Here is a 25,848-nt window from a genome sequence, read left to right as displayed (position 1 = left end):
CACGATCTCGAGGCTCATCGAGGTCGTTCATGTCCTGAGGGGGACTCCCAGTATGAAATTGCAGCGCTTCGCGCTCGCCCTGGCCGGGGTCGGCATGCTCGCCGCCACGGCCGCCGCCGGCCCGGCCACCGCCGCCGTCCGGACCAACCCGACGCCGGCGATGGCCAACCCGGCCAACGGCAACCTGAAGACCACGCCGAACACCAAGCTCGCTTCCGCGGGATGCGTGCAGGACGTAGGCTTCAACACCCCCAGGCCGGGGATCAGCGACGTCGTGGTCACGCCGGGCAGGCCGCCGCGCGGTGAGTTCTACGCGGACTTCCCGTTCGTCGGCACCCGGCTCAACACGACGTGGTACGGCGTGCAGACCGACGCGCACCTCTACTACCACAGCCTGTTCGTGCAGAACGGCACGCTGTACCGCGGTGTCACCTACTTCGACACCGACAACCCGCGGCCGACGTACGCGCGGATCGGCTCCGGCTGGACCAGCTTCACCCAGCTCGTGACGTCGAACTACGCCATCACCGCGCCGAACCGCTCGTACCTGTACGGGCTGAGCACCAACGGCAGCCTGTACAGGTACGCGGCGTCGGGTGCCACCTTCCGGGCCCTCGGTCACTTCCCGGGCTTCCAGGGTTTCAAGGCGATGACCGTGATCTCCGAGACCCCGACGTACGACACGCTGCTGATGACCACCAAGGCCGGTGCGCTGTGGACGGTCCGGATCCCGGCCGCGGCCTCGACCAAGCCGGTGCTGAAGCTCGTCCGGAGCGCCGGCTTCGCTGCCTACGAGTCGCTGGCCGCCAGGGAGTGCGGTGACAAGGGCGGCACGCTGGTGACGGGTTTCGACAACGACACCGATTCGGTCTACCAGTACGCGATGAGCAAGTTCAACGGCTCGAAGACGGCGGTCACGTCCTACGGACGGGTCCCGGGCGGCACCGTCCCGGGCACCGGCATCTTCTCGGTCACCGGCCACTGGAACCAGCTGGTGGGGGAGTGATCCTGCCGTAGTGCAGAGCCGGGGGCGCCGCTCGAAGCGGCGCCCCCGGTCTGTTCTCAGAGGCTCTTCTGGTAGGCCAGGAAGCGCGCGACGATCGTGTAGTTGAGCTGCTCGTTGATGCCGATCATGTGGTTGTTGGACTCGGCGTTCCAGGTGTCGACCTGGGTGAGCGCCGGCTCGGCGTCGCGGAGTTTCAGCAGCATCGCGGTCTTGACCAGGGCGCCGAGGCGGTGGCCCCGGTGCTCGCGCGCGACCGCGGTGTCGTGCTGCTCGCCGATGTGCGGGCGCTCGCGCTCGACCGCGACCACCGTGTGACCGGCGAGCTCGCCGGTGGCCTTCTCCCGGGCGATGACGCGGTAGAGGGTGTGGTCGCTCTTCGCCTGCGCCTCTTCGTACGCACGCAGCCGCTCGCGGCTGTAGACGTCGTCCTCGATGTCCAGGTCGTCCTTCGGCGCGTCGTTGATGGACGCGGTCACCGCGATCATCCCGTCGAGCATGTCCTCGGGCAGCGCGCCGGTGAGCGTGACCAGCTCGTACGCCGTCGACGCCGCGACCGCCTCGTCGTACAGCGACCGGACGATCGACCAGTCGAGCCCGGCCAGGTCCTGCCGGCGGTTGACCTCGACCGCCTTCTGCTCGTACCCGTGCTTGTGCGCCAGCGCGATCGCGTCCGGCAGGTCGAACCCGCCGAAGCCCATCATCGTGCGGCCTTCGTCGCGGGCGAGCTGCTCGACGTACTCGATCAGCTCCGCCTCGACCGCGCCGTCGCGATGGTCGGGATGGACGGTGAGCTCGAACCACACCTGGTTGGTGTTGTCGTACGTCGGCAGCGAGACCGTGGCCACGGCGACCGCCCTACCGTCGGCGTTGCGTGCCAGGAACCCCCGCTGCGGTTCCAGGTCCCAGCCGTACCGCAGCAGGTTCGCGAACCCACGCAACGTCGGGCGCACCAGCTCCGGGCAGTCCTGTGCGAAGGCTGCGCTCTGGACGGTTACTGCGTCGATGCACCCGGCCTCGTCGTCGGGTGACAGTTCGGTGATCTCCACGCCCACAGGGTCCACCGAGTACGCCGGTTACCGCGACTGCTTTATTCGATGCCACCATGCTCCCCGTCTCACGCCGAGAAGCACTCTTGACTGATTCCAGACTGCGGAGAAGACTCGCGAACGTGACGCTCTGAGATCAGCAACCGGAAGGTTCGACCATGTCCGACACATCCGGAGTAACCCACCACGGGAGCGAGAGCGAGAACCCGGCGATCGACTCGCCGACGCCGCAGGTCGAGCAACCGAGGACGAACCGGGACTGGTGGCCGAACCAGCTGGATCTGACGATCCTGCACCCGCACGCCGCCAAGTCGAACCCGATGGCGGAGGATTTCGACTACGCCGCGGAGTTCGGGAAACTGGACGTCGACGAGCTCAAGCGGGACCTCGTCGAGGTGATGCGGACGTCGCAGGACTGGTGGCCGGCCGACTTCGGTCACTACGGGCCGCTGTTCATCCGGATGAGCTGGCACGCGGCCGGCACGTACCGGATCGAGGACGGCCGCGGCGGCGCGGGCGACGGCGCGCAGCGGTTCGCGCCGCTGAACAGCTGGCCGGACAACGCCAACCTGGACAAGGCCCGCCGACTGCTCTGGCCGGTGAAGCAGAAGTACGGCCGGAAGATCTCCTGGGCGGACCTGCTCGTGCTGGCCGGCAACGTCGCGCTGGAGGACATGGGGTTCCGCACGTTCGGCTTCGGTTTCGGCCGCGAGGACGTCTGGGAGCCGGAGGAGATCTACTGGGGTCCGGAGGACACCTGGCTCGGTGACGAGCGGTACAGCGGCGACCGGCAGCTCGGCGGTCCGCTCGGTGCGGTGCAAATGGGCCTGATCTACGTGAACCCGGAGGGCCCGAACGGCAACCCGGACCCGCTGGCCGCGGCGCGCGACATCCGCGAGACGTTCCGCCGGATGGCGATGAACGACGAGGAGACCGTCGCGCTGATCGCCGGCGGGCACACCTTCGGCAAGACCCACGGCGCTGGGCCGGCGGAGAGCGTCGGCCCGGAGCCGGAGGCAGCGCCGCTCGAGGCGCAGGGGCTCGGCTGGAAGAGCACGTACGGGACCGGGAAGGCCGGCGACGCGATCACCAGCGGTCTCGAGGTGACCTGGACGAACACGCCGACCCAGTGGGGCAACGGCTTCTTCGAGAACCTGTTCGGGCACGAGTGGGAGCTGACCGACAGTCCGGCCGGGGCCAAGCAGTGGGTCGCGAAGGACGCGGAGGAGTCGGTGCCGGACGCGCACGACCCGTCCCGCAAGCACCGGCCGACGATGCTGACCACCGACCTCAGCCTGCGCCTGGACCCGGTGTACGGCCCGATCTCGCGGCGCTTCTCCGAGAACCCCGACGAGTTCGCGCTCGCGTTCGCGAAGGCCTGGTACAAGCTGCTGCACCGCGACATGGGGCCGGTCTCGCGTTTCCTCGGGCCGTGGGTGCCGCAGCCGCAGCTCTGGCAGGACCCGGTGCCGGCCGTCGACCACGAGCTGGTCGACGACGCCGACATCGCGGGCCTGAAGGAGAAGCTGCTCGGGTCCGGACTATCGGTGCGGCAGCTCGTCTCCACCGCGTGGGCCGCGGCGGCCGGCTTCCGCGGCACGGACAAGCGCGGCGGTGCGAACGGTGCGCGGATCCGGCTCGAGCCGCAGCGGAGCTGGGAGGTCAACGAGCCGGCCGAGCTGGCCAAGGTTCTGGGGGTTCTGGAGCAGGTCCAGCAGGAGTTCAACGCGTCGCAGTCGGACGGGAAGCGGGTCTCGCTCGCCGACCTCATCGTGCTCGGTGGCGGCGCGGCGATCGAACGGGCGGCCGGGAACGCCGGCCAGGACATCACAGTGCCGTTCCATCCGGGCCGCACCGATGCCTCGCAGGAGCAGACCGACGTCGACTCGTTCGCCCTGCTCGAACCGCGGGCCGACGGCTTCCGGAACTACCTGCGAGCGGGCGAGAAGCTGTCCGCCGAGACGTTGCTGCTGGATCGTGCGTACATGCTGACCCTGACGGCGCCCGAGATGACCGTGCTGGTGGGCGGCCTGCGGGTCCTCGGGACGAGCACCGGCGGCGCGCGGCACGGTGTCTTCACCGACCGCACGGACACGCTGTCGACCGACTTCTTCGTCAACCTGCTGGCGCCGGGCACGGAGTGGCGGGCCTCGGAGTCGGACGAGAACCTGTTCGAGATCCGCGATGTCGCGAGCGGCGAGCTCAAGTGGACCGCGACGGCGGCCGACCTGATCTTCGGGTCGAACTCGCAGTTGCGGTCACTGTCCGAGGTCTATGCGAGCGCCGACGCGCAGGAGAAGTTCGTGAAGGACTTCGTCGCGGCCTGGGTGAAGGTGATGGAACTGGATCGCTTCGACCTACGCTGATCAGGCCGGGGCCGGCATTCCGTACGCGTGGTCGACGGTCATCGAGAACATCAGCCGCCGGTCCTGCACCATGACCGCGCGGTACTCGTCCCAGTCCGGGTGCTCGCCCGACGCGGTCCGGTAGTAGTCGACGAGATCCTCCACGACGTCGTCGTAGGGGTCGGCTGCTACCGGGCTGAGTTCCGCCTTGCCTTCGAGGACGACGTACGAGCGGCCGCGCGGGCCGTCGACGTACAAGCTGGCGCGCGGGTCGCGCCGCAGGTTCTTGGTCTTCGCGCGTCCGTCGGTGAGCGAGACCCGCACGCGGGATCCGTCGAACACGTACGTCACGTTGGACAGCTGGGGCCGGCCGTCGCGCTTGAGCGTGACCAGGACGCCGAGCCCGTGGGCGCCGATCCGGTCGAGGAGGGTTTCCGTCATACCGTAAGCCTAGGAATTCAAGCGCCCTTGAAGGCAAGGAACTCCCGCACCGTGGACCTTTCAGAGACTCACCAGCAGTACGCCGGCCACCACCACGACCAGTCCCGTGACGCGCGGCCGCTCACGCAGGACGATCGCTCCGAGCAGCGTGCCGAGGACGACATTCATCGACCGGCCGATCGCCACGGTCGCGACCGAGGCGACCGACAGCGCGAGCAGGACGAGTCCGTAGCTGGCCGGTATGAGTACGGCGACCGGCGCCGCCCGCCGCCAGTCCCGCATGGCGCCGCGGTGATCTGGTACGACGACCGACAGCGCGACGACCTGTGCCACGTTCGCCACGGCGAGGTAGGTCAGTAGGTCGACGTGCAGCGAACCGACGGCGAACGCGTCCCAGAGCGTGTACGCCGCCGTGCACGTGGCGACGCCCAGCCCGAGCAGCACGGCTCGCGCTGGGGTCCGCGATTGCGGGCGATCCATCAGCAGTACGCCGATCAGCACGAGCGCGGCGCCCGCGAACCCGCGCGGGCCGGATCCGCCCGCGACTGCTACCAGGGCCGGAGCGGTGCCGCGACTCACGGCGTACACCGTCGAGAAGTCCCCGAAGGTGTACGCCTTCTGCAGCGTGACGGCGTACGTCGTGTGCAACGCCATGCTCACGACTCCCGCCCACCAGGCCGTCGCCGGCGATCCGCGAACCAGCAGGACGAGCGACACCGGCAGCGTCAGGAGACCGCACAGCCAGATGAACCCGGGACCGCCGAGGCCGCCGCGTTTCACCAGCAGATTCCATGCGGCGTGACAGCCGGCGGAGGCCGTCAACAGGGCAAGGGCGATCACGTAGACAGTGTCTACAGGATGCCGGTAGACGCTGTCTACCCGGGCGTCCCGTGCGGTCAGCAGGATGACCCCGGTTCGACGGGCCGGGGGAGTTGTGCATACACTCACTGGCATCATGCGGCACCAGCTTCTCCTCCTTCGCTGCCGCGGCGAGGCCTGACAAGGCCGGTCCCTCGCCGCGGAGTCTTGACGTACGCCGGTCGTCCCTCACGACACCCGTACCTCCCAGGAGAACCCCGTGGCACCGAAGAACCAGCCCCAGCCTGTCCAGCAGTCGTCCGGTATGCCGACCCATCGCTACCGCGCGTTCCCGCCGATCGACCTGCCGGACCGCACCTGGCCGGCCAAGTCCGTCGACCGCACGCCGCGCTGGCTGTCCACCGACCTCCGCGACGGCAACCAGGCGCTGGTCGAGCCGATGTCCCCGGCCCGCAAGCGGCGGATGTTCGACCTGCTGGTGAACATGGGCTACAAGGAGATCGAGGTCGGTTTCCCGAGCGCCAGCCAGTACGACTTCGACTTCGTCCGCAGCCTGATCGAGGACGACGTGATCCCCGACGACGTGACGATCTCGGTGCTGACCCAGGCGCGCGAGGAGCTGATCGAGCGCACCGTGCAGTCGCTGCAGGGGTCGCCGAAGGCCACCATCCACCTCTACAACGCGACCGCGCCGCTGTTCCGCCGGGTGGTGTTCAACGTCGACAAGGCCGAGTGCCGCACGATCGCGGTCCGCGGCACCGAGACCGTGATGAAGTACGCCGACGAGATCCTCGGCGACTGCGAGTTCGGGTACCAGTACAGCCCGGAGATCTTCACCGGCACCGAGCTGGAGTTCGCGCTCGAGGTGTGCGAGGCGGTCAGCGACGTGTGGCAGCCCGCCGCGGGCCGCGAGATCATCCTGAACCTGCCGGCCACCGTCGAGATGTGCACCCCGAACGTGTACGCCGACCAGATCGAGTGGTTCGGCCGCAACCTGACCCGGCGCGAGCACAGCACGATCAGCCTGCACCCGCACAACGACCGCGGTACGGCGGTGGCCGCCACCGAGCTGGCCCTGATGGCCGGCGCGGACCGCGTCGAGGGCTGCCTGTTCGGCCACGGCGAGCGCACCGGCAACGTCGACCTGGTGACGCTGGGGATGAACCTGTTCAGCCAGGGCATCGACCCGCAGATCGACTTCTCCGACATCGACGAGATCCGCCGCACGGTCGAGTACTGCACCCAGATGCGGGTCCCGGAGCGCCAGCCGTACGCCGGTGACCTGGTCTACACCGCCTTCTCCGGCTCGCACCAGGACGCGATCAAGAAGGGCCTGGAGGCGCTCGACAAGCAGGCGGCGGCCGAGGGCAGGCCGGTCGGCGAGATCGCCTGGGAGGCGCCGTACCTGCCGATCGACCCGAAGGACGTCGGCCGCAGCTACGAGGCCGTGATCCGGGTGAACTCGCAGTCCGGCAAGGGCGGCGTCGCGTACATCATGAAGTCGGAGCACCGCCTCGACCTGCCGCGCCGGCTGCAGATCGAGTTCAGCCGGGTGATCCAGCAGCACACCGACAACGAGGGCGGCGAGGTCGGCCCGCAGCAGATGTGGGACATCTTCGCGGCCGAGTACCTGGCGCCCGGTGCGCTGTCGCTGCTCAGCGTCAACTCGACGTCCGGCGAGGGCCAGGGCGACCAGCTCCGGGTTCAGGTCTATGCCAACGGCGTACCGCACGAACTGGTTGGTGAAGGCAACGGTCCGGTGTCGGCGTTCGTGGACGCGATCAAGCCGCTGAAGTACGACGTCCGGGTGCTGGACTACCACGAGCACGCGCTCTCGGCGGGTGGCGATGCGCTGGCCGCGGCGTACGTCGAATGCGAGGTCGGCGACGACGTGTACTGGGGTGTCGGCCGGGACGCCAACATCCTCACCGCATCCTTGAAGGCAGTCGTGTCGGCTGTCAACCGCGCCACGCGCTGACCAACCCACAACGGCACGCCCAACTGCCCGTCTCCGTGTCGGAGGCGGGCAGTTGCTGCACTCCCCGGTACCGTTGCGTCACACACCGCAACGTTGTCTCAACGTTGCCTCAAGTCGTTGACTCGCTGACCAGCTATGCGCAGACTGTCTGCTCAATGCGCAGATCCTTGCAAGACAGTGTTCCTAAGTCGAGCTGTTGCGGGGTCTGTGCCACCGACTTTTCCCTGGTAGTCGCGTGGAGGTGAGCAGTGAGCGGTGCGGTCGACACGTCCGCGGCGAAGCTGATCGAAGGACCTGCCGTCGAACCGAGACCCTCGGCTGCTAAGCGTTTTCTGAACGCCTGGCTCGTCCGAAGACTCTTCAAGGCGGTCCTGACGATCTTCATCGTCACCACCGGTACGTTCTTCCTGGTCCGGCTGCTGCCGGGTAACCCGGTCGAGACGTACATCCAGACGCAGATCGCGCAGACCGGCATCTCGTACGAGGCCGCCGCCGCACAGGCGCAGAACCTGTTCTCGCTGGATCCGGACGCGCCGCTGCTGTCGCAGTACGGCACCTACATGCTGAACCTGCTGCACGGCGACTTCGGCAACTCCGTGCTGTCGCCGGGGACGACGGTCGCGGAGGTGATCAAGACCTACCTGCCGTGGACGCTGTTCTCGGTCGGCGTCGCCACCGTGTTCAGCTTCGTCATCGGCATCGTGGCCGGCATGATCATGGCCTACCGCCGGGAGAGCTGGGTCGACCACCTGCTGACGTCGATCGGCTCGCTGCTGCACGCGATCCCGAACTACATCCTCGCGATCCTGATCGTGGTGTTCCTCGGCGTGAAGCTGCAGCTGTTCAACCTCACCGAGGCCCGCGGTTCCTACACGCCCGGCGTCGAGCCGTCGTTCAGCCTGAGCTTCCTGAACGACATCTTCTACCACGCGACGCTGCCGATCCTGGCCTACGCGCTGACCACGGTCGGCTCCTGGGCGCTGGTGATGAAGTCGTCGACGGTCGAGACCCTCGGCGAGGACTACGTGACGGTCGCCCGGGCCCGCGGCCTGTCCGACTCGCGGATCCGGTCCGGGTACGTCGGGCGCAACGCCGTGCTGCCGCTGTTCAGCCAGCTCGCCGTCTCGCTCGGCTTCGTGGTCGGCGGCTCGATCTTCGTCGAGCGGATCTTCGGCTACCAGGGCATCGGGTTCAGCCTGTTCAACGCGGTCAACGGCCGCGACTACCCGGTGCTGCAGGGCATCTTCCTGGTCGTGACGATCTCGGTGGTGGTGGCCAACCTGGCCGCGGACCTCCTCTACAGCCAGCTGGATCCGCGGATCCGCGTCGGCGGCGAAGGGGAGAAGTGACGACATGACCGAAGCCACCATTCCTGTCACCTCCATCGGGACGACCGGCGTCTCCCGGTTCGCCGGCATCGTGCGCTCGCTGCGCCGCAGTCCGGCCGGTTTCATCGGGTTCGTGATCGTCGGCCTGATGGTGCTGATCACCGCGATCGTGCCGTTCTTCCTCCCCGAGGTCGCCCCGAACGTCAAGGAGATCCTGCTCCCGGCCGGTTCGCCCGGGCACCTGCTCGGCACCGACAACGAGGGCAAGGACGTTCTGATCCAGATGATCGGCGGCGGCCGGACGGTGATCTTCGTCGGCTTCGTCGCCGCGGCGATCTCGACCGCGCTGGCGATCGTCCTCGGCTCGCTGGCGGCGTACCTCGGCGGCTGGGTCGACTCGGTCGTGGTCACGCTGTCGGACGTCTTCCTGACGGTCCCGCAGATCGTCCTGCTCGCCGTCCTCGGCGCCTTCTTCCGGCTCGACTCGCCGATCCTGCTGGCGCTGCTGGTCGGCGGCCTGTCCTGGCCGGTGCTCACCCGGGCGGTCCGCGCGCAGGTGTTCTCGCTGAAGGAACGCGAGTTCGTCGAGGCCGCGCGGCTGCTCGACCTCGGCACGATCCGGGTGGTGTTCGTCGAGATCCTGCCGAACATGGCCAGCTTCATCCTGATGAACTTCATGATCGGCGTGACGAACGCGATCTACCAGCTGGTCGGCCTCTACCTGCTCGGTCTGGCCCCGCTGACTGGCTCGAACTGGGGCATCATGCTCAACCGCGCCTGGATCGCCGGCGCCATCTTCAACGACGCGAGCCTGGCCTGGATCCTCAGCCCGGTGGTCGCGATCATCCTGCTGCTGCTCGGACTGGTGATGATGACGAGATCCCTCGAAGAGATCCTCAACCCGCGGCTCCGGGACCGGTGAGCACGGTGACGACCACTTCTTCGAGCCCGCGCGCCACGCGCGGCGGCCAGGGCAAGCCACTGCTGTCGATCCGCGACTTCAAGGTCGAGTACCGGACCGGGGCCGGGGCGACGGTGCAGGCCGTCCGCGGTGTCGACCTCGACCTGTTCCCCGGCGAGAGCCTCGCGCTGGTCGGGGAGAGCGGCTGCGGCAAGACGACGTTCGGCCTCGGGCTGCTGCGGTTGCTGCCGCGCCTCGGGCACGCCAGCGGCAAGGTCACCTTCAACCGCAGCGACGGCACCGAGATCGACGTCCTCGGCCTGGACGGCAAGGACCTGCGGCAGTTCCGCTGGCGGGACGCGGCGATGGTCTTCCAGGGCGCGATGAACGCGTTCAACCCGGTCCTGAAGATCCGCGCGCACATGCACGACACGATGCGTGCGCACACCAAGGCCAGTAAGCAGGAGATCGAGGACCGGGCGTCCGAACTGCTCCGGCTGGTCCGGCTGGAGCCGTCTCGGGTCCTCGACTGCTACCCGCACGAGCTGTCCGGCGGTATGCGGCAGCGGGTGCTGATCGCGATGAGCCTGCTGCTCGAACCCGAGGTGCTGATCCTCGACGAGCCGACCACCGCGCTCGACATCCTCACCCAGCGCTCGGTCGTCGACGTCCTGCACGAGGTGCGCGAACGCCTCGGGTTCTCGATGATCTTCATCTCCCACGACCTGTCGCTGGCCGCCGAGCTCGCGGACCGGGTCGCGACCATGTACGCCGGGCGCATCATCGAGACCGGCGGCGTCCGGGACATGTTCTACCGGCCGCGGCACCCGTACACGCTCGGGCTGATCAAGGCCGTGCCGCCGATCGTCGGCGACCTGCCGGACATGGAGTCGATCCCGGGCGGACCGCCGAGCCTCGCCGCGCTCCCGAAGGGCTGCACGTTCAGCCCGCGGTGCAAGTTCGCCACCGAGGAGTGCAAGGAGCAGGACCCGGCCTTGATCCCGATCACCGACGAGCCGGGCGACGCGCACGAGGCGGCCTGCATCCATTGGAAACAAGTGCACCTCGAGCGTGAGGTGCCGAGCGACTTGGGGAACGCATCATGAGCGCGCTGGAGAAGTCCCCCGAGACCCCGGAGTCCACCGAGTCCACCGCCCGGACGCCGCTGATGACGCTCGGCGGGGTCAGCCAGGTGTTCAGCACCAAGGCCGGCCCGATTCGTGCGGTCGACGACGTCGACCTGTCGGTCAACCCCGGCGAGGTGCTCTGCCTGGTCGGCGAGAGCGGCTCCGGGAAGACCACCGCGGCGCGGATGGCGGCCGGCCTGGCCCGGCCGAGCAGCGGCGAGGTGGCCTTCGACGGCAAGGACATCTGGTCGATGAACCGGCAGGACTTCAGCGCCTTCCGCCGCAGCGTGCAGTACGTGCACCAGGACCCGTACGCCTCGCTCAACCCGACGCGGACGATCCAGCAGACGCTCATCGCCCCGCTGCTCAAGCACGGCGTGGTGAAGACCAAGAAGGCCGCCGCCGAGCGCGCGGCCGAGCTGCTCACCAAGGTCGACCTGACCCCGCCCGAGAACTACCTGCCGAAGTTCCCGCACCAGCTGTCCGGCGGCCAGCGGCAGCGGGTCGCGGTCGCCCGGGCGCTGACGCTGGACCCGAAGCTGATCATCGCCGACGAATCCACTTCGATGCTGGACGTGTCGATCCGGATCAGCGTGCTGGCGATGCTCGGCCGGCTCCGCGACGACCTCGGGGTGGGATTCCTGTTCATCACCCACGACCTGGCGATCGCGAAGTACTTCGGCTGGAACGGCAAGACCGCGGTGATGTACCTGGGCCGGATCGTCGAGTTCGGGCCGACGCCGAAGATCATCAACGCGCCGACGCATCCGTACACCCGGGCGCTGATCGACGCGATCCCCGAGCCGGACCCGGACCTGACCAAGACCAAGGGCCGTGAGTCCCTGCGCAGCCTGGAGATCCCGAGCCTGGCGAACCTGCCGTCCGGATGCTCGTTCCACCCGCGCTGCCCGCTGTTCGAGGACGGGCTGTGCGACGCGACGATCCCCGACCTGACCACGATCCGATCCGGCCAGTCCGCCGCGTGCCACGTGGTCGCGCGCGACGGCGTACCAGAGGCCGGGCCGGATGACCTGGGGGCTTGATGTCACCTCAGCTCGGCCGGATGGCCATCGGCTGGGCGGCGTTCCTGGTTCTGGCCAGCGGAGTACTGCTGCTCACGCTGTCGCCGGGCACCCCGGAGTTCGTCGTCACCCTGTTCACCTTGTGTTTGGGCCTGCTACTGGGCCTGGTGGTCGTCGCCGGGATCGTCGTGACCCGGCGGCGGGAAAAACGCGAGGGCGGTAGTTAATCCCACCAGTAGTACCTGACCCACATGGGCGTGCGGTCAGTCCAGAAAGGACGAAGGATGAGCCCCACCGACACCAACGATCCCGGCACCAACGGAACGGGCGCTAGTGCCCTGACCAATGCGGTCTCCCGCCGGCACGTGCTCCAGCTGTTCGGCATCGCCGGTGTCGGCGCCGCCGGCATCGGTTCGCTGACGGCGTGCTCTCCGAGCTCGCCGAACAGCAACAGCGAGGGCGGCGGAAAGTCCGGCACCAAGGAGTTCCACGGGGCGTACCCGTACCAGCTCCCGCCGAAGGGTCACTTCAACCTGATCGCCGGTGTCACCGACGGCATTCAGGCCAGCAACAGCCCGTACTTCGACCTCGTCTACCCCAGCGCCGGCATGTACTACTGGGCCGACAAGAAGTGGGAATGGATGATGGCCGAGTCCGGGACCCTGGACGAGGCGAACAAGACCTACACCCTGAAGCTGCGCTCCGGCCTGAAGTGGAGCGACGACAAGCCGGTGACGGCGAAGGACGTCGTGTCGACGTTCAGCCTGCGCTGGCTGCTGCGCCAGCAGGAGTGGACGTTCCTGACCGACATCAGCGCCAAGGACGACACCACGGTGGTCTTCACCATCGGTACGCCGTCCACCGTGCTCGAGCGCTACATCCTCCGGGCCGGGATCCTGCCGGACTCGGTGTACGGCGAGTGGGCGACCAAGGCCGAGGCGCTGCGCAAGGCCAAGACCAGCCTGGACAGCGCCGAGGGCAAGCAGCTGAACGGCGACTTCCAGAAGTTCCGTCCGGAGAACCCGCCGGTCTCGGGCCCGTTCAACTTCGACGTGAAGAGCATGACCAACGCGCAGATGTCGCTGGTCAAGAACGACAAGGGCCTGTTCGCCGACAAGATCGGCTTCACCAAGGTCGTGCTGTACAACGGTGAGACCTCGGACATCACGCCGGTCGTGATGAACAAGGACGTCGACTACGCCACCCACGGTTTCGCGGTGGCCAGCGAGAAGACCATGCTGGGTTCCGGTTTCCGGATCCTCCGGCCGCCGGTGTACTCGGGCCCGTCGCTGGTGTTCAACTACACCACTCACCCGGAGCTCTCCGACGCCCGCGTCCGGCAGGCGATCGCCTACGTCCTGGACCGCAGCGAGAACGGCACCGTCGCGCTCGGCGACTCCGGCAAGCCTTGCAAGTTCATGGCCGGCTTCTCCGACATCCTGGTCCCGGACTGGATCTCGGACGCCGACCAGAAGAAGCTGCAGGCGTACGAGAAGGACGAGGCCAAGGCCACCTCGCTGCTGCAGGCCGCCGGGTGGAAGAAGACCGGCGGCAAGTGGATGCTGCCGAATGGCAAGCCGGCCGCCTACGACATCAAGTTCCCGACCGAGTTCGCCGACTGGAACCCGGCCGCCACCAACGCGGCCGACCAGCTGAACAAGTTCGGGTTCAACATCACCAAGCGGGGTATCACCTTCACCCAGCTGAACCCGGACGTACTGGCCGGCAAGTTCGACATCGCCATCCAGACCTGGGGCGCTTCGAGCCACCCGCACCCGTACTTCGCGTTCGTCCAAGACCTGTACACGTTCAACTACGTGATCGCGGCGAACTCGGGCGGCAAGGGCATGAACTTCCCGCTCAACCAGACCACCTCGGCCGGTCCGATCGACCTCAAGGCCGTCGTGGACAAGTCCGCCCAGGGCCTGAACCTCGACGAGCAGAAGAAGAACATCACCGCCGCGGCGATGGCGTTCAACGAACTGCTGCCGATCATCCCGCTCTGGGAGCGCTACGGTAACAACCCCGCGCTCGAGGGCACCCGGGTGGCGAAGTTCCCGGCCGACGACGACTCGATCCTGAAGAACGCGCCGTACGCGGACAACTTCGTGATCATGGGCATGTACTCGGGCAAGGTCGGTCCGGTCTAAAGCACTGGCGTTCTGACCCGATTGTTTGGTTGGGTCGGCCGGGTGATCAGCATGCGCGAGATCGACCCGGCCGACCTGGCCTTGTTCGACGAGTGGTACGACGCCTTCCGGGCCGGCGCGGTCGCCGGGCGGGAGGCCGCGCTGGTGACCGGACCTGAGGCGCTCGGGTACTCGCTGCGCAACCCGAGCCCGTTGAAGCAGCGGATCGTGGTCGGCGCGTTCGAGGACGACCGGGTGCTCGCCACGTTGCTGTTCGAGTACCGGCTGAACGACAACCTCGACACGGTCGAGGTCGAGATCGACGTTCCACCCGCGCACCGGCGGCGGGGGATCGGCACGGCGCTGTGGCAGTGGGCCGCGACCCGTGCCGCGCAGCTCGGGCGCACGATCGTGCAGGCCGAGGTCGCCGTACCGGCTGCCGGGTCGCCTGGGGCGGCGTTCGCTGCGCGGCTCGGATTCCAGGTCGAGCACGTCGAGGAGCATCTCGTCGTACCGCTGCCGTACGACGATCTGCGCCTGGAGGAGCTGCGCTCCGATGCCGGGCGGCTCGACGGGTACCGGCTGACGTCGTGGGCGGGGCTGTGCCCGCCGGAGCACCAGCAGGCGTACGCCGACCTGCACACCGCGATGGATCTCGACGTGCCGACCGGCGGTATGACGCGTGAGGTCGTGCCGTGGACTGTCGAGAAGCTGGAGGCGAGCGAGGCCCGGATCGACCGGAGCTACCTCGCGCTGGTGACAATGGCGCACACCCTCGCCGGTGAACCGGCCGGCTACACGCTGATCTACCTGCCGCGGGCCGATGCCGTGAACGCCCAGCAGGACGACACGCTGGTCCTGCGGGAACACCGCGGCCACAACCTCGGCATGTTCCTCAAGCTCGCGAACCTGGAACAGCTGGCCAAACATCGAACGACGCAACGCTTCCTGCACACCTGGACGGCGTTGACGAACGCCCCGATGCGCAAGGTCAACGCCCGCTTCGGCTTCCGTGCCGTCGAGGAGCACCGCGAACTCGAGCTCCGGCTGCCGCGGCTCCGCCCGGCGGCTCGGGGGTTGATCGTGGACGAGAACGAGCGGGTCCTGCTGGTCCGGTTCGAGTTCGCGGACGGGCCCTTGTGGGCGACACCGGGCGGCGGCCTGGAAGCCGGTGAGACCGTGGTCGAGGGCCTGCGGCGCGAGCTCGTCGAGGAGGTCGGCCTGACGGGCTTCGCCGACCCCGTCCACCTCTGGCACCAGGAAGTAGTTGCCGACGGCCACGCCACGGGCTACGACGGCGTCCTCAACGACTACTTCCTGATCCGCGCGGACCACTTCATCCCCGCCGGCTCCATGTCTGCCGCCGAGCTCGCTGCCGAGAATGTCCACGCGATGCGCTGGTGGACCCTCGACGAACTGCAAGCTCACAAGGACCGCTTCGCTCCGCGCGACCTCCCGGAGCTGGTTCGCCGCCTGCTGGCGAACGGCCCACCCAGTACACCCACCCAGCTCGGCCTGTGAGAGGCCCGTGCGAACTCCGTGAGAACCAGGGCGGCAAGCTGAGGGGCACAAGGGGTAGGTTCGGGGCATGCGTGAATCCCAGCTCGGTGACCTGACCGTTTCCTGCCTCGGCCTCGGCTGCATGGGCATGTCGCAGTCGTACGGCGTCCGCGCCGACGACTCGGAGTCCGTCGCGACGCTGCACGCGGCCATCGACGCGGGCTGCACCTTCATCGACACCGCCGACGTGTACGGCGACGGCGAGAACGAGGAACTCGTCGGCCGCGCACTGGCCGGCCGCCGCGACCAGGTGGTGCTCGCGACCAAGTTCGGCTTCAAGCGCCCGTCGTCGGCGTCGGCGGTGCCGACCGTCGTGGACGGCTCGCCGGCGTACGCCGCGGAGGCCCTGGACGCCTCGCTGCGCCGGCTCGGTGTCGACCACATCGACCTGTGGTACCTGCACCGGCGCGACCCGCAGGTCCCGATCGAGGAGACCGTCGGAGCGATGGCCGCCGCGGTCGAGGCGGGCAAGGTGCGGTACCTCGGGCTGTCCGAGGTGAACGGCGACACGGTGCGCGCGGCCCACGCCGTCCACCCGATCACCGCCGTCCAGAGCGAGTGGTCGCTGTGGACGCGGGACCCGGAGACCGTCGTCCTGCCGACGCTGCGCGAGCTCGGCATCGGGTTCGTCCCGTTCAGCCCGCTCGGGCGCGGGTTCCTCACCGGGCAGATCAAGTCCGAGGCCGACTTCCCCGAGGACGACATGCGGCGCGGGCTGCCGCGGTTCCAGGGCGAGAACTTCCAGCGCAACCTGGACCTCGTCGAGCAGGTCAAGACGCTGGCCGCCGCGAAGGGCGTCACCCCCGGCCAGCTGGCGCTCGCCTGGCTGCTTGCCCAGGGCAATGACGTGGCGCCGATCCCGGGGACGAAGCGGCGCAAGTACCTGGCCGAGAACCTGGGCGCCGTGGACGTCACGCTGACCGCTTCCGAGCTGGCCGACCTGGACGCGGCGTTCCCGCCGGACGCGGTGGCCGGCCAGCGGTACCAGCAGGGCGGGATGGACCTGGTGGGCAAGTGATCGGCGTCACCGGGTCGACCGGACAGCTCGGGTCCCGGATCGTCGCGCGGTTGACCGGCCAACCGCTGCGACTGATCGTGCGGGACCCGGCGCGGGCTCCGTCGGTGCCGGGCGCCACGGTGGCGCAGGCGGCGTACGGCGAGCATGCCGCTCTCTTGGCTGCTTTTGAGGGTGTCGACGTACTGCTGCTCGTCAGCGCGAGCGAGTCGGCGGACCGGGTGGCGTTGCACAAGGCCACGGTCGACGCGGCGGTGGCGGCGGGTGTGCAGCGGATCGTGTACACCTCGTTCGTCGGGGCGGCGCCCGGCGCGACGTTCACGTTCGCGCGGGACCACTGGCACACCGAGCAGCACATCCGGTCGGTTGGGGTCGACTTCACGTTCCTGCGGGACAACATCTACCTCGACTTCGTGCCCGGGTTCGTGGGTTCGGACGGCGTGATCCGGGGCCCGGCGGGGGACGGGCGGGTCGCCGCGGTCACTCGAGACGACGTGGCGGCGGTCGCGGCCGCGGTCCTGACGTCGGACGGGCATTCCGGCGCTACCTATGACCTGACCGGGCCGCGCGCGTTCACGCTGGCCGAGGCGGCGGCCGTGCTGACCGATGCGTTGGGGCGGAAGGTGCGGTACGAGCCGGAGACGCTGGACGAGGCCTACCGGTCGCGTGAGTCGTACGGCGCTCCGGCGTGGGAGGTGGCCGGCTGGGTGACGTCGTACGCCGCCATCGCCAGCGGGGAGCTGTCGGGCGTGACGACCGCGGTGCGTGACATCACCGGAGTCGAACCGACGGGGCTCGAGGAGTATGTCCGCGCTCAGTGAGACACTACTGACGTGCCGCTCTACCGGGATCAGGCGATCGTGCTGCGCACCCAGAAACTGGGTGAGGCGGACCGGATCGCCACGCTGCTGACCCGGGCCAACGGCAAGGTCCGCGCGGTCGCCAAGGGGGTCCGGCGGACGTCGTCGCGGTTCGGCGCCCGGCTGGAGCCGTTCAGCCACGTCGACCTGCAACTCGCCACCGGGCGCACCCTCGACGTCGTCACCCAGGCCGAGTCGATCGCGGCGTACGGCGAGGGCATCGTGGGCGACTATGCGCGGTACACCACCGGCACTGTCCTGCTCGAGACCGCCGACCGCCTCGTCGTCGAGGAGAAGGAACCGGCGATCCAGCACCACCTGCTCCTGGCCGGCGCGCTCCGCGTCCTGTCCACCGGCGAACGCGAACCCGCGCTGGTCCTGGATTCCTTCTTGTTGAGGTCTTTGGCGATCTCCGGCTACGCCCCGTCCTTCGACGACTGCGCCCGCTGCGGCGAACCAGGCCCCCACCGAGCCTTCAACCCCGCAGCCGGCGGCATGGTCTGCACCTCCTGCCGCCCACCCGCCTCAGCCATGCCGTCCCCCGCCACCGTCACCCACCTGGCCGCCCTCCTCACCGGCGACTGGCCCACCGCCCTCCAAGCCGACCCCAGAACCCGCCGAGAATCCACCGGCCTGATAGCCGCCTTCTTCACCTACCACCAAGAAAACCAACTCCGCTCCCTACCCCACCTAGACCTAACCTCCGGCGGAGCCTGATCCTCGGCTGTCAGGTCCGGCTACGGCCTTTCCGAGAGGTACCGCGGTACGCCGCGTCACGGCCGGCAGCCCGCCGACCGTCGCGCAGTTCAGGCCGCTGGGACGTGGCGCCCGAGGCAGGCGCCGTACCGGTCAGAAACCGCAGCTCGCCGTGGCTCACCATCCGCTCCTGCGGACCGCCGACGTGCTGATACGCCGACCGCGCAACCCGGAAATTAGGGTTCTCCGCGGGGTACGGCGTACCAGGATTCTGCAGGTAATGCTCGCGAATCCGATCCGCGGCCGCGCCGATTGCCTGCGTGGTCTCCTGTGCGACCGCCGCACCGACGTTTGCCTGGGTCTGATGCACATCGAGCCACCCCGGCCGGGTCATAGCGTGAATCAGTTCGGCGCGAGCGGCCTGCCGGTGCAGCGGATCCGGCGGCACCGTCGTTCCGAGATGGTTCTTCACGATCTCGTCCGCGATCACGTCCCATCGCATCACCACGGGCGCGTCGATCGCTCGGTCAGCGAGTTCCTGTGCACGGTCCGTGCCGGCGGCGTACTCGAGGAGGAGCTCAGTCGCGTAGTACACCTGGGAGTACTCCGGCACCGCATCCGGGAGCTGGCCGTAACCGGCCTCGTCGGCGAACACCGCAACGCCGTCGATGGCAACCCACTCCGTCAAGCCCTCGTCGAGCGCCTGCGAATGCTGCGACGGCACCGCGTTGGGCTCGAGCGGCGCGTCAACCTCGACGCGCGCATGGAGCGATTCGTGCAGGACCGTAGTGACCGCCTGCACCTGCTTGTGCGGCGGCGTACCGGCAGCCAGCCTGTCGAGTACGAGCTCCTTCGACAGCTTGAACGAGCCGTCCCGCTGGAGGCTTCCCCATCTCCGGCCTTCGCCGACCGTCGCGTACAACTTGCCGTTCCAGCGGTCGACCGCGCTCGGAAACTGCCTCCGCGCGATCCGGTACAACTTCGCGAACTGTCCGTACGTCTCCGACGAGGGGTCGATCTCAACGGTGGCCACCGGCTACTGCCCGTTGTGCCGCTGCCGTCCATCCGACGGCCAGTACGGCGCGCGGAGATTGTTCTCGAGGTGTTCCAGGACCCGTGTGAGTCCTTGGATACTCGGCGCCTCCTCCGCCGAGGCCCGCTCGGCCATCTCGAAGATCTGCCGACGCGCATCGGCGATCACCGCGGCCCGCTCCTCGACCGTCCCGGTGGCCTCGTACGCGGTGCGTTCGACCTCGCGCGCTTCCTGCATGAGCGCGCTCGGCGGGCTCGGGGGTACGGCGTAGCCCGGCAACCGCTCGATGAGATTGACTGCCAGCCGACGATCCTCGTCGGACGTCAGCTGAGGCAACAACGCCCGAAGCTCAGCCTCGGCCGCCGGCACGGCATCAAACCCCTCCCGTCGAATCCGCCGCTTCGCAGTCGCATGAGCGACGTTGAACTCCCTGAGCTCCACCGAACCTCCCTCCCTGCCGCGGCAATGATCGCGTACGATCCTCGCCCGTATCAGAAGTCTGCTCTGCGTCCCATCAGCGCCCGGCAGACCTCGCTGGTACGGCGTACTGCGGATGTCGGCCGATCAACCACCTGCCGATGCCGCGCCTTCCCGGACTCCCGTCCGCCACCGCTCAGCATTTCGAGTCGACCGGAGCTGTCGCCTCGCCACCATTCGGGTCGACAAGCACCGGAACTGCCTCCCCGATCCGAAGCTGGACCGAGGCCTGCTGAGTCATGGAGATCTCGCCGTTGTCACCCAAAGTGCTCTGCCAGGTGATCTCCCACTGCGCAGTAGCCGTCACCGGATACTTGCAGTTCGCCAGCTCCCGAGAGGTCTTCACATACCGATGCCCACAGGTAGGCGAGGCCTTAACCCCCATGGACTCGTCATACGGAGTCCCCGGCCCTTCACATCGAACCGTCTGACCGTCCCCCATAGCCCAGCTGATCGCGTTCACCCGAGCCGTCACCGTCACAGCCAACCCAGGCACACTCGCACTCCGCACGATCGGCCCCCAGGTGTTCTCCGACTTGGTCACCCACAACCAAACCGGCATATTCACCAGACCGATCTGACCAGGTGCCGGTGCCGTCTTGATCAGCGGCGGCCCCAAGTGCATCTCTCCGATGGCCTCGTAAACCAACGTCACCGGGTCAACCACAACCGTGTCAGGCCTACCGGGCAACCAGATCCACCGCGTCACGAAACGTGTGCCCTGCTCGCGAACGCAGGACCAAATTGCACCGTCCGTGTGTCCCTGCCACGCGGGGTCGCTCTTTGGAGGCTGCGGGGAGAGACGTTGCAGGTAGCACTGATGGCTGTTCGACCAATTACCAGCGTCGGATGTGCATGAGCGCGCGGCGCCACCATCGAAGCAGATCGGCTTCGGCTTCCGTGTGATCGACGTGGTGGGCTTCGTCCCCGGCTTCTCCGGCTCACCCGGGATGTTTACCGTCGTACGTGGAGCCCAGTAGCAGCGGCCGTTCGGCAAGCACAGCGGAACGTAGTCGCCGTCGGCCGGCTTCGGCGGCATCTTCTTGTCTTCGGTCGAGGCCCTCCCGGCAAAGGCGAGCGGTGTCAGAGCCGATGTGCTGATGAGAAGACCAGCGAGGAGCCGGAGCCCGAGCTTCAGCATTCGCCCGTGTCCTGCTGATCGATGAGGAACCACATCTTCTTGGTCTCCCCGTCCGGAGGTGCGAATACAAGCTTTGCCTGCACTTTGCTGCGCCCGCTCGTTCCAGGCCCGAGAGGCACGGGCTTGTGCGTTGCCAGGTACCTCAGCGTGACCTTGGTCGAGTTGAGGCAGGCGCTGAGGTTTACCTCTGGTTGCTCACCCTTGGTTTTGACCGATGTGACGGTCATCGACTCGACTTTGACCTTGCCGTCCTGGTACCAGCCGCGCTTCCGGTTGAACCCGACGTTGCCCCACACCTGGATGAGCCAATTTCCGCCTGTGCCCGCCTGCAAGAGTTTGTCGCGAGAGGCTGCAGGCGGGTTGTTCAGCGCCGCGTCGATAGCGACCCACGCCGCAACGTAGCGCGCTTTTGCGGCGGTGATGGCGGCCTGTTCCTCCGAGGGTTTGGGGGGCGTGGATGGTGCGGTCGGCGTCGCAGCTGGGGTTGCGGCGGGTGAAGTTGGGGCTGTGTTGGGCCGGCCGGCTTCGGGCGAGCCGTTGCAAGCGGTCAGCAGGCTGAGGGTGCTGAGCGTGGCGACGGCGGCGAGTATCGGTCGGCGGGGCATGTGGTGGGGCTCCGTTCTTGGGTGCTGTTGGTGTAAGGGTGGCATACGGAGGGTGTTCGGCGGGGTCGGTCGTCCACAGGTTGCAGGTTGCTGCAGTGACGGTGGGTTAGCGGTTGGTGAGGGTGCTTGGTGGAGTGGTCAGTTTGTGCGTTCTGTCCGTACGGCGGGCTGCCGCGGGTGCGGATTCGGTGCACAAAGCAGGGTGGTGACAGGCGCGGCCGTGGGTGCGGTAGCGGGTGGGCAGGGCGGCGAGCGAGTCGGCGTACAGCGCTCGGCGTTGCCTCCCGGCGTCGACGGCGACTGTTCTGTCAGTCGCGCGACTGTCTGCGGCCGCCGCGGTGTTCAGGGGGCCCGCCCGCCGGCCGCGGTTGCCGGGTCGGCTACCGCCGCGTGGTGGGGTGGGGTGCGGGTGGTGGGAGACTTCGGGTATGTCGCCTTTAGGTCGTCGTCGGGGTCGGGGGAGTTCGGGGCCGGTGGGGGAGAAGGTGGTGGTGGCGCCGGAGCCGCATCCTTCGGGGGCTCGGGCGCCGGGGGTGCCGAAGGAGTTGGTGCCGCGGCATGTGGCGATCGTGATGGACGGGAACGGGCGGTGGGCCAAGCAGCGGGGGCTGGCGCGGACCGAGGGGCACAAGGCGGGTGAGGCGAGCCTGCTGGATGTGATCAAGGGCGGGATCGAGATCGGGGTGAAGTACATCTCGGCGTACGCGTTCTCGACCGAGAACTGGGCGCGGTCGCCGGAAGAGGTGCGGTTCCTGATGGGGTTCAACCGTGAGGTGATCCACCGGCGGCGCGACGAGCTGGACGCGATGGGGGTCCGGGTGGTGTGGTCGGGGCGGCGGCCGCGGTTGTGGAAGAGCGTGATCGACGAGCTGGAGTACGCGCAGGAGCGGACGAAGGACAACGACACCATCACGCTGCAGTTCTGCGTGAACTACGGCGGCCGGGCGGAGCTGGCGGACGCGATGCGGGCGATCGCGCGGGAGGTTGCCGAGGGCAAGGTGAAGCCGGACCGGATCTCCGAGCAGACGATCGCCCGGCACCTGTACGCGCCCGACATCCCCGAGGTGGACCTGTTCGTGCGGTCGTCGGGGGAGCAGCGGACGAGCAACTTCCTGGTCTGGCAGCTCGCGTACGCCGAGATGGTGTTCCTGGACACACTCTGGCCGGACTTCGACCGCCGCGATCTGTGGCGGGCGATCGAGATCTACGCGCAGCGCGACCGGCGGTACGGCGGTGCGGTGCCCAACGAGATCGCGCCGCAGACCTGAGACCGGGTGGAACCGCGGACGGGTACGGTCGCGTCCATGGTCGTTGGAGGACTCCCCGACGACAGGAGCTGGAGCGTGCCGGAGCACGAGACACCGCGGCAGACCGCGGAGCGGGAACTGCTCGCCGCGCGCGAGGAGGTACGCCGGATGGCCGAGTCCATCCGCGCCAGACTCCCCGCCGACAACCACGACGAGCACGAGCAGGACGAGCCAGACAAGCAGCAAGAGCAGGAAGAGCAAGACAAGCAGCAAGAGCAGGACGAGCGAGCGGGGCGTTGGGAGAGCTGATGGTGAATCTGGCCGAGGTTGCCGGGCGGACGCATGAGGTCGCGTCGGCGATGGACGAGGCGAAGAACGTGCTCGTGCGCGCCGAGCGTGTGCTGGGCGAGCAGGAGGTCGACCACGCGCTGACCCGCCGGCTCGGCGACGTACAGTCCCTGGCCGACTCGTCCGAGCGGGTCTCCGCGCGGGAGCAGGACGCGAGTCGCAAGCGGCAGGTAGCGGCCACCGGCAAGGACGTCGCAGAGTCGGACGAGGCGGACAGGGCGCTGTGGAGCGCGTTCAGCAACTCGGTGGGCGAGGCCGCGAACATCCCGTCGGCGCTCCGGGAGACGTGGGCGGACCTGGCCGACCTGCGCGACCGCCTGGAACGCAGCAGCAAGCAGCTCGGCACGGCCGCGGAGCACGCCGATGCGCTCGACCGTATGCCGGAGTACGACGGCGACAAGTTTCTGCTCGCGAACGTCCGAGGCGTCAAAGGCGTTGTCGACAAGGCACACGAGGCTGTCGCGGAGGTCGTGGAGCGCGTCGAGGCGGTGCGGACGATCACCTCCCGCTTCGAGCAGGACCCACCTCATCTCAGAAGCGGTCAGATGGCCGAGCGGGTCACGTCGACCAGCAACAGCCTCCGGGGCGAGCTTGTGGCCGCGCAGAACAGGGTGCGTGAGGCGCACGGCCCGGTCGTGGCCAACAAGGCTGCCGTCGAGAAGGCGACGCAGCAGGCGATCGACGGGGCGGTCGCGGCCAAGGACGCGGAGAGGGACGCGGAGAGGGACGCCAAGGACCTGGCGAAGAGTGTGCAGGCCGCAACGAACCCCACTCCCAGGGACCAGCAGGTCCAGGGCAGTTCGCAGGAGGAGCTGCGCCGCCGGCTGGACGGGCCCGCGCAGGAAGCCGGAGTGCAGCGCTAGCGGCCGGGTGAAGGGAGCAGGCCGCGTTCGATTGCCACGGTGACCGCTCGCGTCCGGTCGTCGACGTCGAGCTTGGCGAACAGCCGCTGCAGATGTGTCTTGACCGTCGCCTCGCCGATGAACAGTTCGCGTCCGATCTCGGCGTTGCTGAGCCCGCGGGCGACCGCGGCCAGCACCTCGAGTTCGCGCGGTGACGGCTGCGCCGCAGCGGGCGCTGCCGGCGTCCGCAGACGCGACATCAGCCGCGCTGCGACCGGCGGCGCGAGGACGGTCTCACCGCGCGCGGCCGCCCGGATCCCGTTCAGCAGTTCGACGTGCGGCGTGTCCTTCAGCAGGTATCCCGCGGCGCCGGCCTCGACCGCGTGCAGGATCTCCGTGTCGGTGTCGTACGTCGTCAGCACCAGCACGCGCGTCGACGGGTAGCCGGACACGATCGCGCCGGTCGCGGCCACCCCGTCCATCCGCGGCATCCGCAGATCCATCAGTACGACGTCCGGCACCGTCGACTCGACCAGGGCGAGCGCCTCGAGACCGTCACCCGCCTCGCCGACGACGGAGATGTCGTCGGTGACCGCGAGCATCCCGCTCAGCCCGGACCGTACGACGGGGTGATCGTCGACCACCAGAACCCGGATCACACATTTTCCTGCACTGCCGGAATCAGGACTTGTACCCGGGTGCCGTGACCGGGGCTGCTCTCCACCTCGACGCTGCCGCCGGACTCCTCGACCCGCCCGCGCATGGCGCTCAGCCCGAAGCCGCCCGACACCGAACCCGGCGTGAACCCGGATCCGTCGTCGCGGATCTCGATCCACACCCGGCCGTCGGACAGCCCGAGCGTGATCAGCACCTGCGTGGCCGCCGCGTGCTTGCGGACGTTCGCCAGCGCCTCCTGCGCCGACCGCAACAACACGACCTGCTGCGCCTGCGGCAGCGCCGCGACCTCGTCGTCCGGCAGGTCCAGCGCGACCTGTACGTCGACCCCGGTCTCCGCGGCGAACCGCTCCGCCTGCCGGCGCAGCACCTCGGTCAAGGTTGCCTCGGACAACGCGACCGGGGTGAATGCGGCAACCAGCGCCCGCGCCTCGGCCAGGTTCTCCCGCGCGGTGTCCTCGATCGCCGCCAGCCGGGCCGCGGCGCCGTCGGTCCCGCCGCGGGACAGCTCGACGGCGGCGGCCTGCGCGAGCATCACGATCGACGTCATGCCCTGCGCGAGCGTGTCGTGGATCTCGCGCGCCATCCGCTCCCGCTCGGCCATCACGCCGGCGCTGTGGTGCGCCTCGGCGAGCTCGTCCCGCGCCGACTCGAGTTGCTCGATCAGCTCGGCGCGCTGCTGGCTCTGGGTGATCACCTTCTCGATCCAGATCCCGAACAGCAGGCTGACCACGAGACTGACCAGCATCCACGGCAGGATCTGCCAGAACGCGGCCCAGCCCCACCCGGCGCTCCACAACTGCGCCGTACCGACGCCGACCACGAGCAGCAGGCTGAGGCCGACGCCCTCACGGATGTCCTCGCACAGCAACCAGATCTGCGCCGACGCGATGAACATCAGGAACACCGACTGCGGGTAGATCCCGATCAGCACCATCAGGCAGGCGATCAGGACCAGCCGATAGGTGTACGACGGGAGCGCCCGCCGGGACCGGACCGCGGGCAGCCCGACGAACTGGTACGCCGCGCCGAGCAGCACGACCATCCCGGCGTACACCGCCTGCCGCGTGGCGCCGAGCTCGCCGGTGAACGACAGGGCCAGCGTCATCCCGAGCAGAACCCAGAACACGATGTGCCAGCCGATCAGCGTCCGTGTCCAGACGGGCTGCCCGGCACTGTCTCGTGAGCTCTGCACGGACCCCATCAT

At 68.5% G+C, this 25,848-nt stretch carries 25 protein-coding genes; 16 read left to right on the top strand and 9 right to left on the bottom strand.

Annotation, left to right across the window (positions count from 1 at the left end; all coding sequences use genetic code 11):
- Nucleotides 1–52 precede the first annotated feature (52 nt).
- On the top strand, nt 53–1,006 hold the full coding sequence (locus ACWEOO_RS18745; protein ID WP_452144052.1) for a hypothetical protein: 954 nt from the start codon (nt 53–55) through the stop codon (nt 1,004–1,006).
- A 56-nt stretch (nt 1,007–1,062) separates the two neighbouring features.
- Here ACWEOO_RS18745 and ACWEOO_RS18740 read toward each other — a convergent pair whose 3' ends face one another.
- The gene (locus ACWEOO_RS18740; RefSeq protein WP_452144051.1) at nt 1,063–2,052 is read right to left on the bottom strand and encodes a GNAT family N-acetyltransferase; all 990 of its coding nucleotides are present in this window, start codon (nt 2,050–2,052) and stop codon (nt 1,063–1,065) included.
- Nucleotides 2,053–2,210: 158 nt separating this feature from the next.
- Between ACWEOO_RS18740 and katG the strand changes: the two genes are divergently transcribed.
- Complete coding sequence (katG, locus tag ACWEOO_RS18735; protein WP_452144050.1) at nt 2,211–4,418, top strand: catalase/peroxidase HPI; 2,208 nt, start codon at nt 2,211–2,213, stop codon at nt 4,416–4,418.
- On the opposite strand, the gene ACWEOO_RS18730 is transcribed toward katG, so the two are convergent.
- Both ACWEOO_RS18730 and ACWEOO_RS18725 read right to left on the bottom strand, forming a co-directional pair.
- Entirely contained in the window at nt 4,419–4,838 is a 420-nt protein-coding gene (locus tag ACWEOO_RS18730; RefSeq protein ID WP_452144049.1) for a PPOX class F420-dependent oxidoreductase, read from the bottom strand.
- Between the two features lie 60 nt (nt 4,839–4,898).
- Nucleotides 4,899–5,678 (bottom strand): EamA family transporter, encoded by a 780-nt coding sequence (locus tag ACWEOO_RS18725; RefSeq protein ID WP_452144048.1) that lies wholly within the window; start codon nt 5,676–5,678, stop codon nt 4,899–4,901.
- A gap of 283 nt (nt 5,679–5,961) precedes the next feature.
- On the opposite strand from ACWEOO_RS18725, the gene leuA reads away from it, so the two are divergent.
- From leuA to recO, 11 genes are all read left to right on the top strand, one after another.
- Complete coding sequence (gene leuA, locus ACWEOO_RS18720; protein WP_452144142.1) at nt 5,962–7,635, top strand: 2-isopropylmalate synthase; 1,674 nt, start codon at nt 5,962–5,964, stop codon at nt 7,633–7,635.
- 248 nt (nt 7,636–7,883) lie between these two features.
- Nucleotides 7,884–8,984 carry an ABC transporter permease gene (locus ACWEOO_RS18715; RefSeq protein ID WP_359932219.1) on the top strand — a complete coding sequence of 367 codons (1,101 nt, stop codon included), beginning with the start codon at nt 7,884–7,886 and terminating at the stop codon, nt 8,982–8,984.
- 4 nt (nt 8,985–8,988) lie between these two features.
- Nucleotides 8,989–9,885 carry an ABC transporter permease gene (locus tag ACWEOO_RS18710; protein WP_452144047.1) on the top strand — a complete coding sequence of 299 codons (897 nt, stop codon included), beginning with the start codon at nt 8,989–8,991 and terminating at the stop codon, nt 9,883–9,885.
- Nucleotides 9,886–9,890: 5 nt separating this feature from the next.
- Nucleotides 9,891–10,970 carry an ABC transporter ATP-binding protein gene (locus ACWEOO_RS18705; RefSeq protein WP_359932223.1) on the top strand — a complete coding sequence of 360 codons (1,080 nt, stop codon included), beginning with the start codon at nt 9,891–9,893 and terminating at the stop codon, nt 10,968–10,970.
- Nucleotides 10,967–12,034 carry an ABC transporter ATP-binding protein gene (locus tag ACWEOO_RS18700; RefSeq protein ID WP_452144046.1) on the top strand — a complete coding sequence of 356 codons (1,068 nt, stop codon included), beginning with the start codon at nt 10,967–10,969 and terminating at the stop codon, nt 12,032–12,034. The genes ACWEOO_RS18705 and ACWEOO_RS18700 overlap by 4 nt, the downstream gene beginning before the upstream one ends.
- A complete protein-coding gene (locus ACWEOO_RS18695) occupies nt 12,034–12,240 on the top strand; it encodes a hypothetical protein (protein WP_355485752.1) in 207 nt (68 codons plus the stop codon). The genes ACWEOO_RS18700 and ACWEOO_RS18695 overlap by 1 nt, the downstream gene beginning before the upstream one ends.
- Nucleotides 12,241–12,297: 57 nt before the next feature.
- A complete protein-coding gene (locus ACWEOO_RS18690; RefSeq protein ID WP_359932227.1) occupies nt 12,298–14,163 on the top strand; it encodes an ABC transporter substrate-binding protein in 1,866 nt (621 codons plus the stop codon).
- Between the two features lie 51 nt (nt 14,164–14,214).
- Complete coding sequence (locus ACWEOO_RS18685; RefSeq protein WP_452144045.1) at nt 14,215–15,663, top strand: GNAT family N-acetyltransferase; 1,449 nt, start codon at nt 14,215–14,217, stop codon at nt 15,661–15,663.
- Between the two features lie 67 nt (nt 15,664–15,730).
- On the top strand, nt 15,731–16,720 hold the full coding sequence (locus tag ACWEOO_RS18680) for an aldo/keto reductase (protein WP_359932231.1): 990 nt from the start codon (nt 15,731–15,733) through the stop codon (nt 16,718–16,720).
- Nucleotides 16,717–17,538: an SDR family oxidoreductase gene (locus tag ACWEOO_RS18675; RefSeq protein ID WP_452144044.1), complete on the top strand. Its 822-nt coding sequence runs from the start codon at nt 16,717–16,719 to the stop codon at nt 17,536–17,538. The genes ACWEOO_RS18680 and ACWEOO_RS18675 overlap by 4 nt, the downstream gene beginning before the upstream one ends.
- A gap of 12 nt (nt 17,539–17,550) precedes the next feature.
- The gene (gene recO / locus ACWEOO_RS18670) at nt 17,551–18,294 is read left to right on the top strand and encodes a DNA repair protein RecO (RefSeq protein ID WP_452144043.1); all 744 of its coding nucleotides are present in this window, start codon (nt 17,551–17,553) and stop codon (nt 18,292–18,294) included.
- A gap of 10 nt (nt 18,295–18,304) precedes the next feature.
- Here the strand turns inward: recO and ACWEOO_RS18665 are convergent, their stop codons facing one another.
- From ACWEOO_RS18665 to ACWEOO_RS18650, 4 genes are all read right to left on the bottom strand, one after another.
- Nucleotides 18,305–19,306, bottom strand: a complete 1,002-nt coding sequence (locus ACWEOO_RS18665; protein WP_452144042.1) for a hypothetical protein — start codon at nt 19,304–19,306, stop codon at nt 18,305–18,307.
- 3 nt (nt 19,307–19,309) lie between these two features.
- Nucleotides 19,310–19,747 carry a hypothetical protein gene (locus ACWEOO_RS18660; protein ID WP_452144041.1) on the bottom strand — a complete coding sequence of 146 codons (438 nt, stop codon included), beginning with the start codon at nt 19,745–19,747 and terminating at the stop codon, nt 19,310–19,312.
- 172 nt (nt 19,748–19,919) lie between these two features.
- Nucleotides 19,920–20,924 carry a hypothetical protein gene (locus ACWEOO_RS18655; RefSeq protein WP_452144040.1) on the bottom strand — a complete coding sequence of 335 codons (1,005 nt, stop codon included), beginning with the start codon at nt 20,922–20,924 and terminating at the stop codon, nt 19,920–19,922.
- Nucleotides 20,918–21,529, bottom strand: a complete 612-nt coding sequence (locus ACWEOO_RS18650) for a hypothetical protein (RefSeq protein WP_452144039.1) — start codon at nt 21,527–21,529, stop codon at nt 20,918–20,920. The genes ACWEOO_RS18655 and ACWEOO_RS18650 overlap by 7 nt, the downstream gene beginning before the upstream one ends.
- Before the next feature lie 428 nt (nt 21,530–21,957).
- Here ACWEOO_RS18650 and ACWEOO_RS18645 point away from each other — a divergent pair, with 428 nt between their 5' ends.
- The 3 genes from ACWEOO_RS18645 to ACWEOO_RS18635 are packed head-to-tail and all read left to right on the top strand — an operon-like array spanning nt 21,958 to nt 23,987.
- Complete coding sequence (locus ACWEOO_RS18645) at nt 21,958–22,797, top strand: isoprenyl transferase (protein ID WP_452144038.1); 840 nt, start codon at nt 21,958–21,960, stop codon at nt 22,795–22,797.
- A 36-nt stretch (nt 22,798–22,833) separates the two neighbouring features.
- On the top strand, nt 22,834–23,085 hold the full coding sequence (locus ACWEOO_RS18640) for a hypothetical protein (protein WP_452144037.1): 252 nt from the start codon (nt 22,834–22,836) through the stop codon (nt 23,083–23,085).
- Nucleotides 23,085–23,987, top strand: coding sequence for a hypothetical protein (locus tag ACWEOO_RS18635; RefSeq protein ID WP_452144036.1), 903 nt, complete (start codon nt 23,085–23,087; stop codon nt 23,985–23,987). Before ACWEOO_RS18640 ends, ACWEOO_RS18635 begins: the two co-directional genes overlap by 1 nt.
- Here ACWEOO_RS18635 and ACWEOO_RS18630 read toward each other — a convergent pair.
- On the bottom strand, nt 23,984–24,625 hold the full coding sequence (locus ACWEOO_RS18630) for a response regulator transcription factor (RefSeq protein ID WP_452144035.1): 642 nt from the start codon (nt 24,623–24,625) through the stop codon (nt 23,984–23,986). The two genes, ACWEOO_RS18635 and ACWEOO_RS18630, sit on opposite strands and share 4 nt — an antisense overlap.
- Nucleotides 24,622–25,845, bottom strand: a complete 1,224-nt coding sequence (locus tag ACWEOO_RS18625; RefSeq protein ID WP_452144141.1) for a sensor histidine kinase — start codon at nt 25,843–25,845, stop codon at nt 24,622–24,624. The genes ACWEOO_RS18630 and ACWEOO_RS18625 overlap by 4 nt, the downstream gene beginning before the upstream one ends.
- Nucleotides 25,846–25,848: the final 3 nt, after the last annotated feature.

The sequence above is a fragment of the Kribbella sp. NPDC004138 genome (assembly GCF_053603655.1).
This window is presented reverse-complemented; position numbering and strand designations above follow the sequence as displayed.

Excerpts from the sequence above, each read along its gene's own strand:
- ACWEOO_RS18745 (WP_452144052.1), top strand. The coding sequence starts at position 53 with ATGAAATTGCAGCGCTTCGCGCTCGCCCTGGCCGGGGTCGGCATGCTC.
- katG (WP_452144050.1), top strand. The coding sequence starts at position 2,211 with ATGTCCGACACATCCGGAGTAACCCACCACGGGAGCGAGAGCGAGAAC.
- ACWEOO_RS18730 (WP_452144049.1), bottom strand. The coding sequence starts at position 4,838 with ATGACGGAAACCCTCCTCGACCGGATCGGCGCCCACGGGCTCGGCGTC.
- leuA (WP_452144142.1), top strand. The coding sequence starts at position 5,962 with ATGCCGACCCATCGCTACCGCGCGTTCCCGCCGATCGACCTGCCGGAC.
- ACWEOO_RS18710 (WP_452144047.1), top strand. The coding sequence starts at position 8,989 with ATGACCGAAGCCACCATTCCTGTCACCTCCATCGGGACGACCGGCGTC.
- ACWEOO_RS18700 (WP_452144046.1), top strand. The coding sequence starts at position 10,967 with ATGAGCGCGCTGGAGAAGTCCCCCGAGACCCCGGAGTCCACCGAGTCC.
- ACWEOO_RS18695 (WP_355485752.1), top strand. The coding sequence starts at position 12,034 with ATGTCACCTCAGCTCGGCCGGATGGCCATCGGCTGGGCGGCGTTCCTG.
- ACWEOO_RS18690 (WP_359932227.1), top strand. The coding sequence starts at position 12,298 with ATGAGCCCCACCGACACCAACGATCCCGGCACCAACGGAACGGGCGCT.
- ACWEOO_RS18685 (WP_452144045.1), top strand. The coding sequence starts at position 14,215 with ATGCGCGAGATCGACCCGGCCGACCTGGCCTTGTTCGACGAGTGGTAC.
- ACWEOO_RS18680 (WP_359932231.1), top strand. The coding sequence starts at position 15,731 with ATGCGTGAATCCCAGCTCGGTGACCTGACCGTTTCCTGCCTCGGCCTC.
- ACWEOO_RS18655 (WP_452144040.1), bottom strand. The coding sequence starts at position 20,924 with ATGCTGAAGCTCGGGCTCCGGCTCCTCGCTGGTCTTCTCATCAGCACA.
- ACWEOO_RS18650 (WP_452144039.1), bottom strand. The coding sequence starts at position 21,529 with ATGCCCCGCCGACCGATACTCGCCGCCGTCGCCACGCTCAGCACCCTC.
- ACWEOO_RS18645 (WP_452144038.1), top strand. The coding sequence starts at position 21,958 with ATGTCGCCTTTAGGTCGTCGTCGGGGTCGGGGGAGTTCGGGGCCGGTG.
- ACWEOO_RS18640 (WP_452144037.1), top strand. The coding sequence starts at position 22,834 with ATGGTCGTTGGAGGACTCCCCGACGACAGGAGCTGGAGCGTGCCGGAG.
- ACWEOO_RS18635 (WP_452144036.1), top strand. The coding sequence starts at position 23,085 with ATGGTGAATCTGGCCGAGGTTGCCGGGCGGACGCATGAGGTCGCGTCG.
- ACWEOO_RS18625 (WP_452144141.1), bottom strand. The coding sequence starts at position 25,845 with ATGGGGTCCGTGCAGAGCTCACGAGACAGTGCCGGGCAGCCCGTCTGG.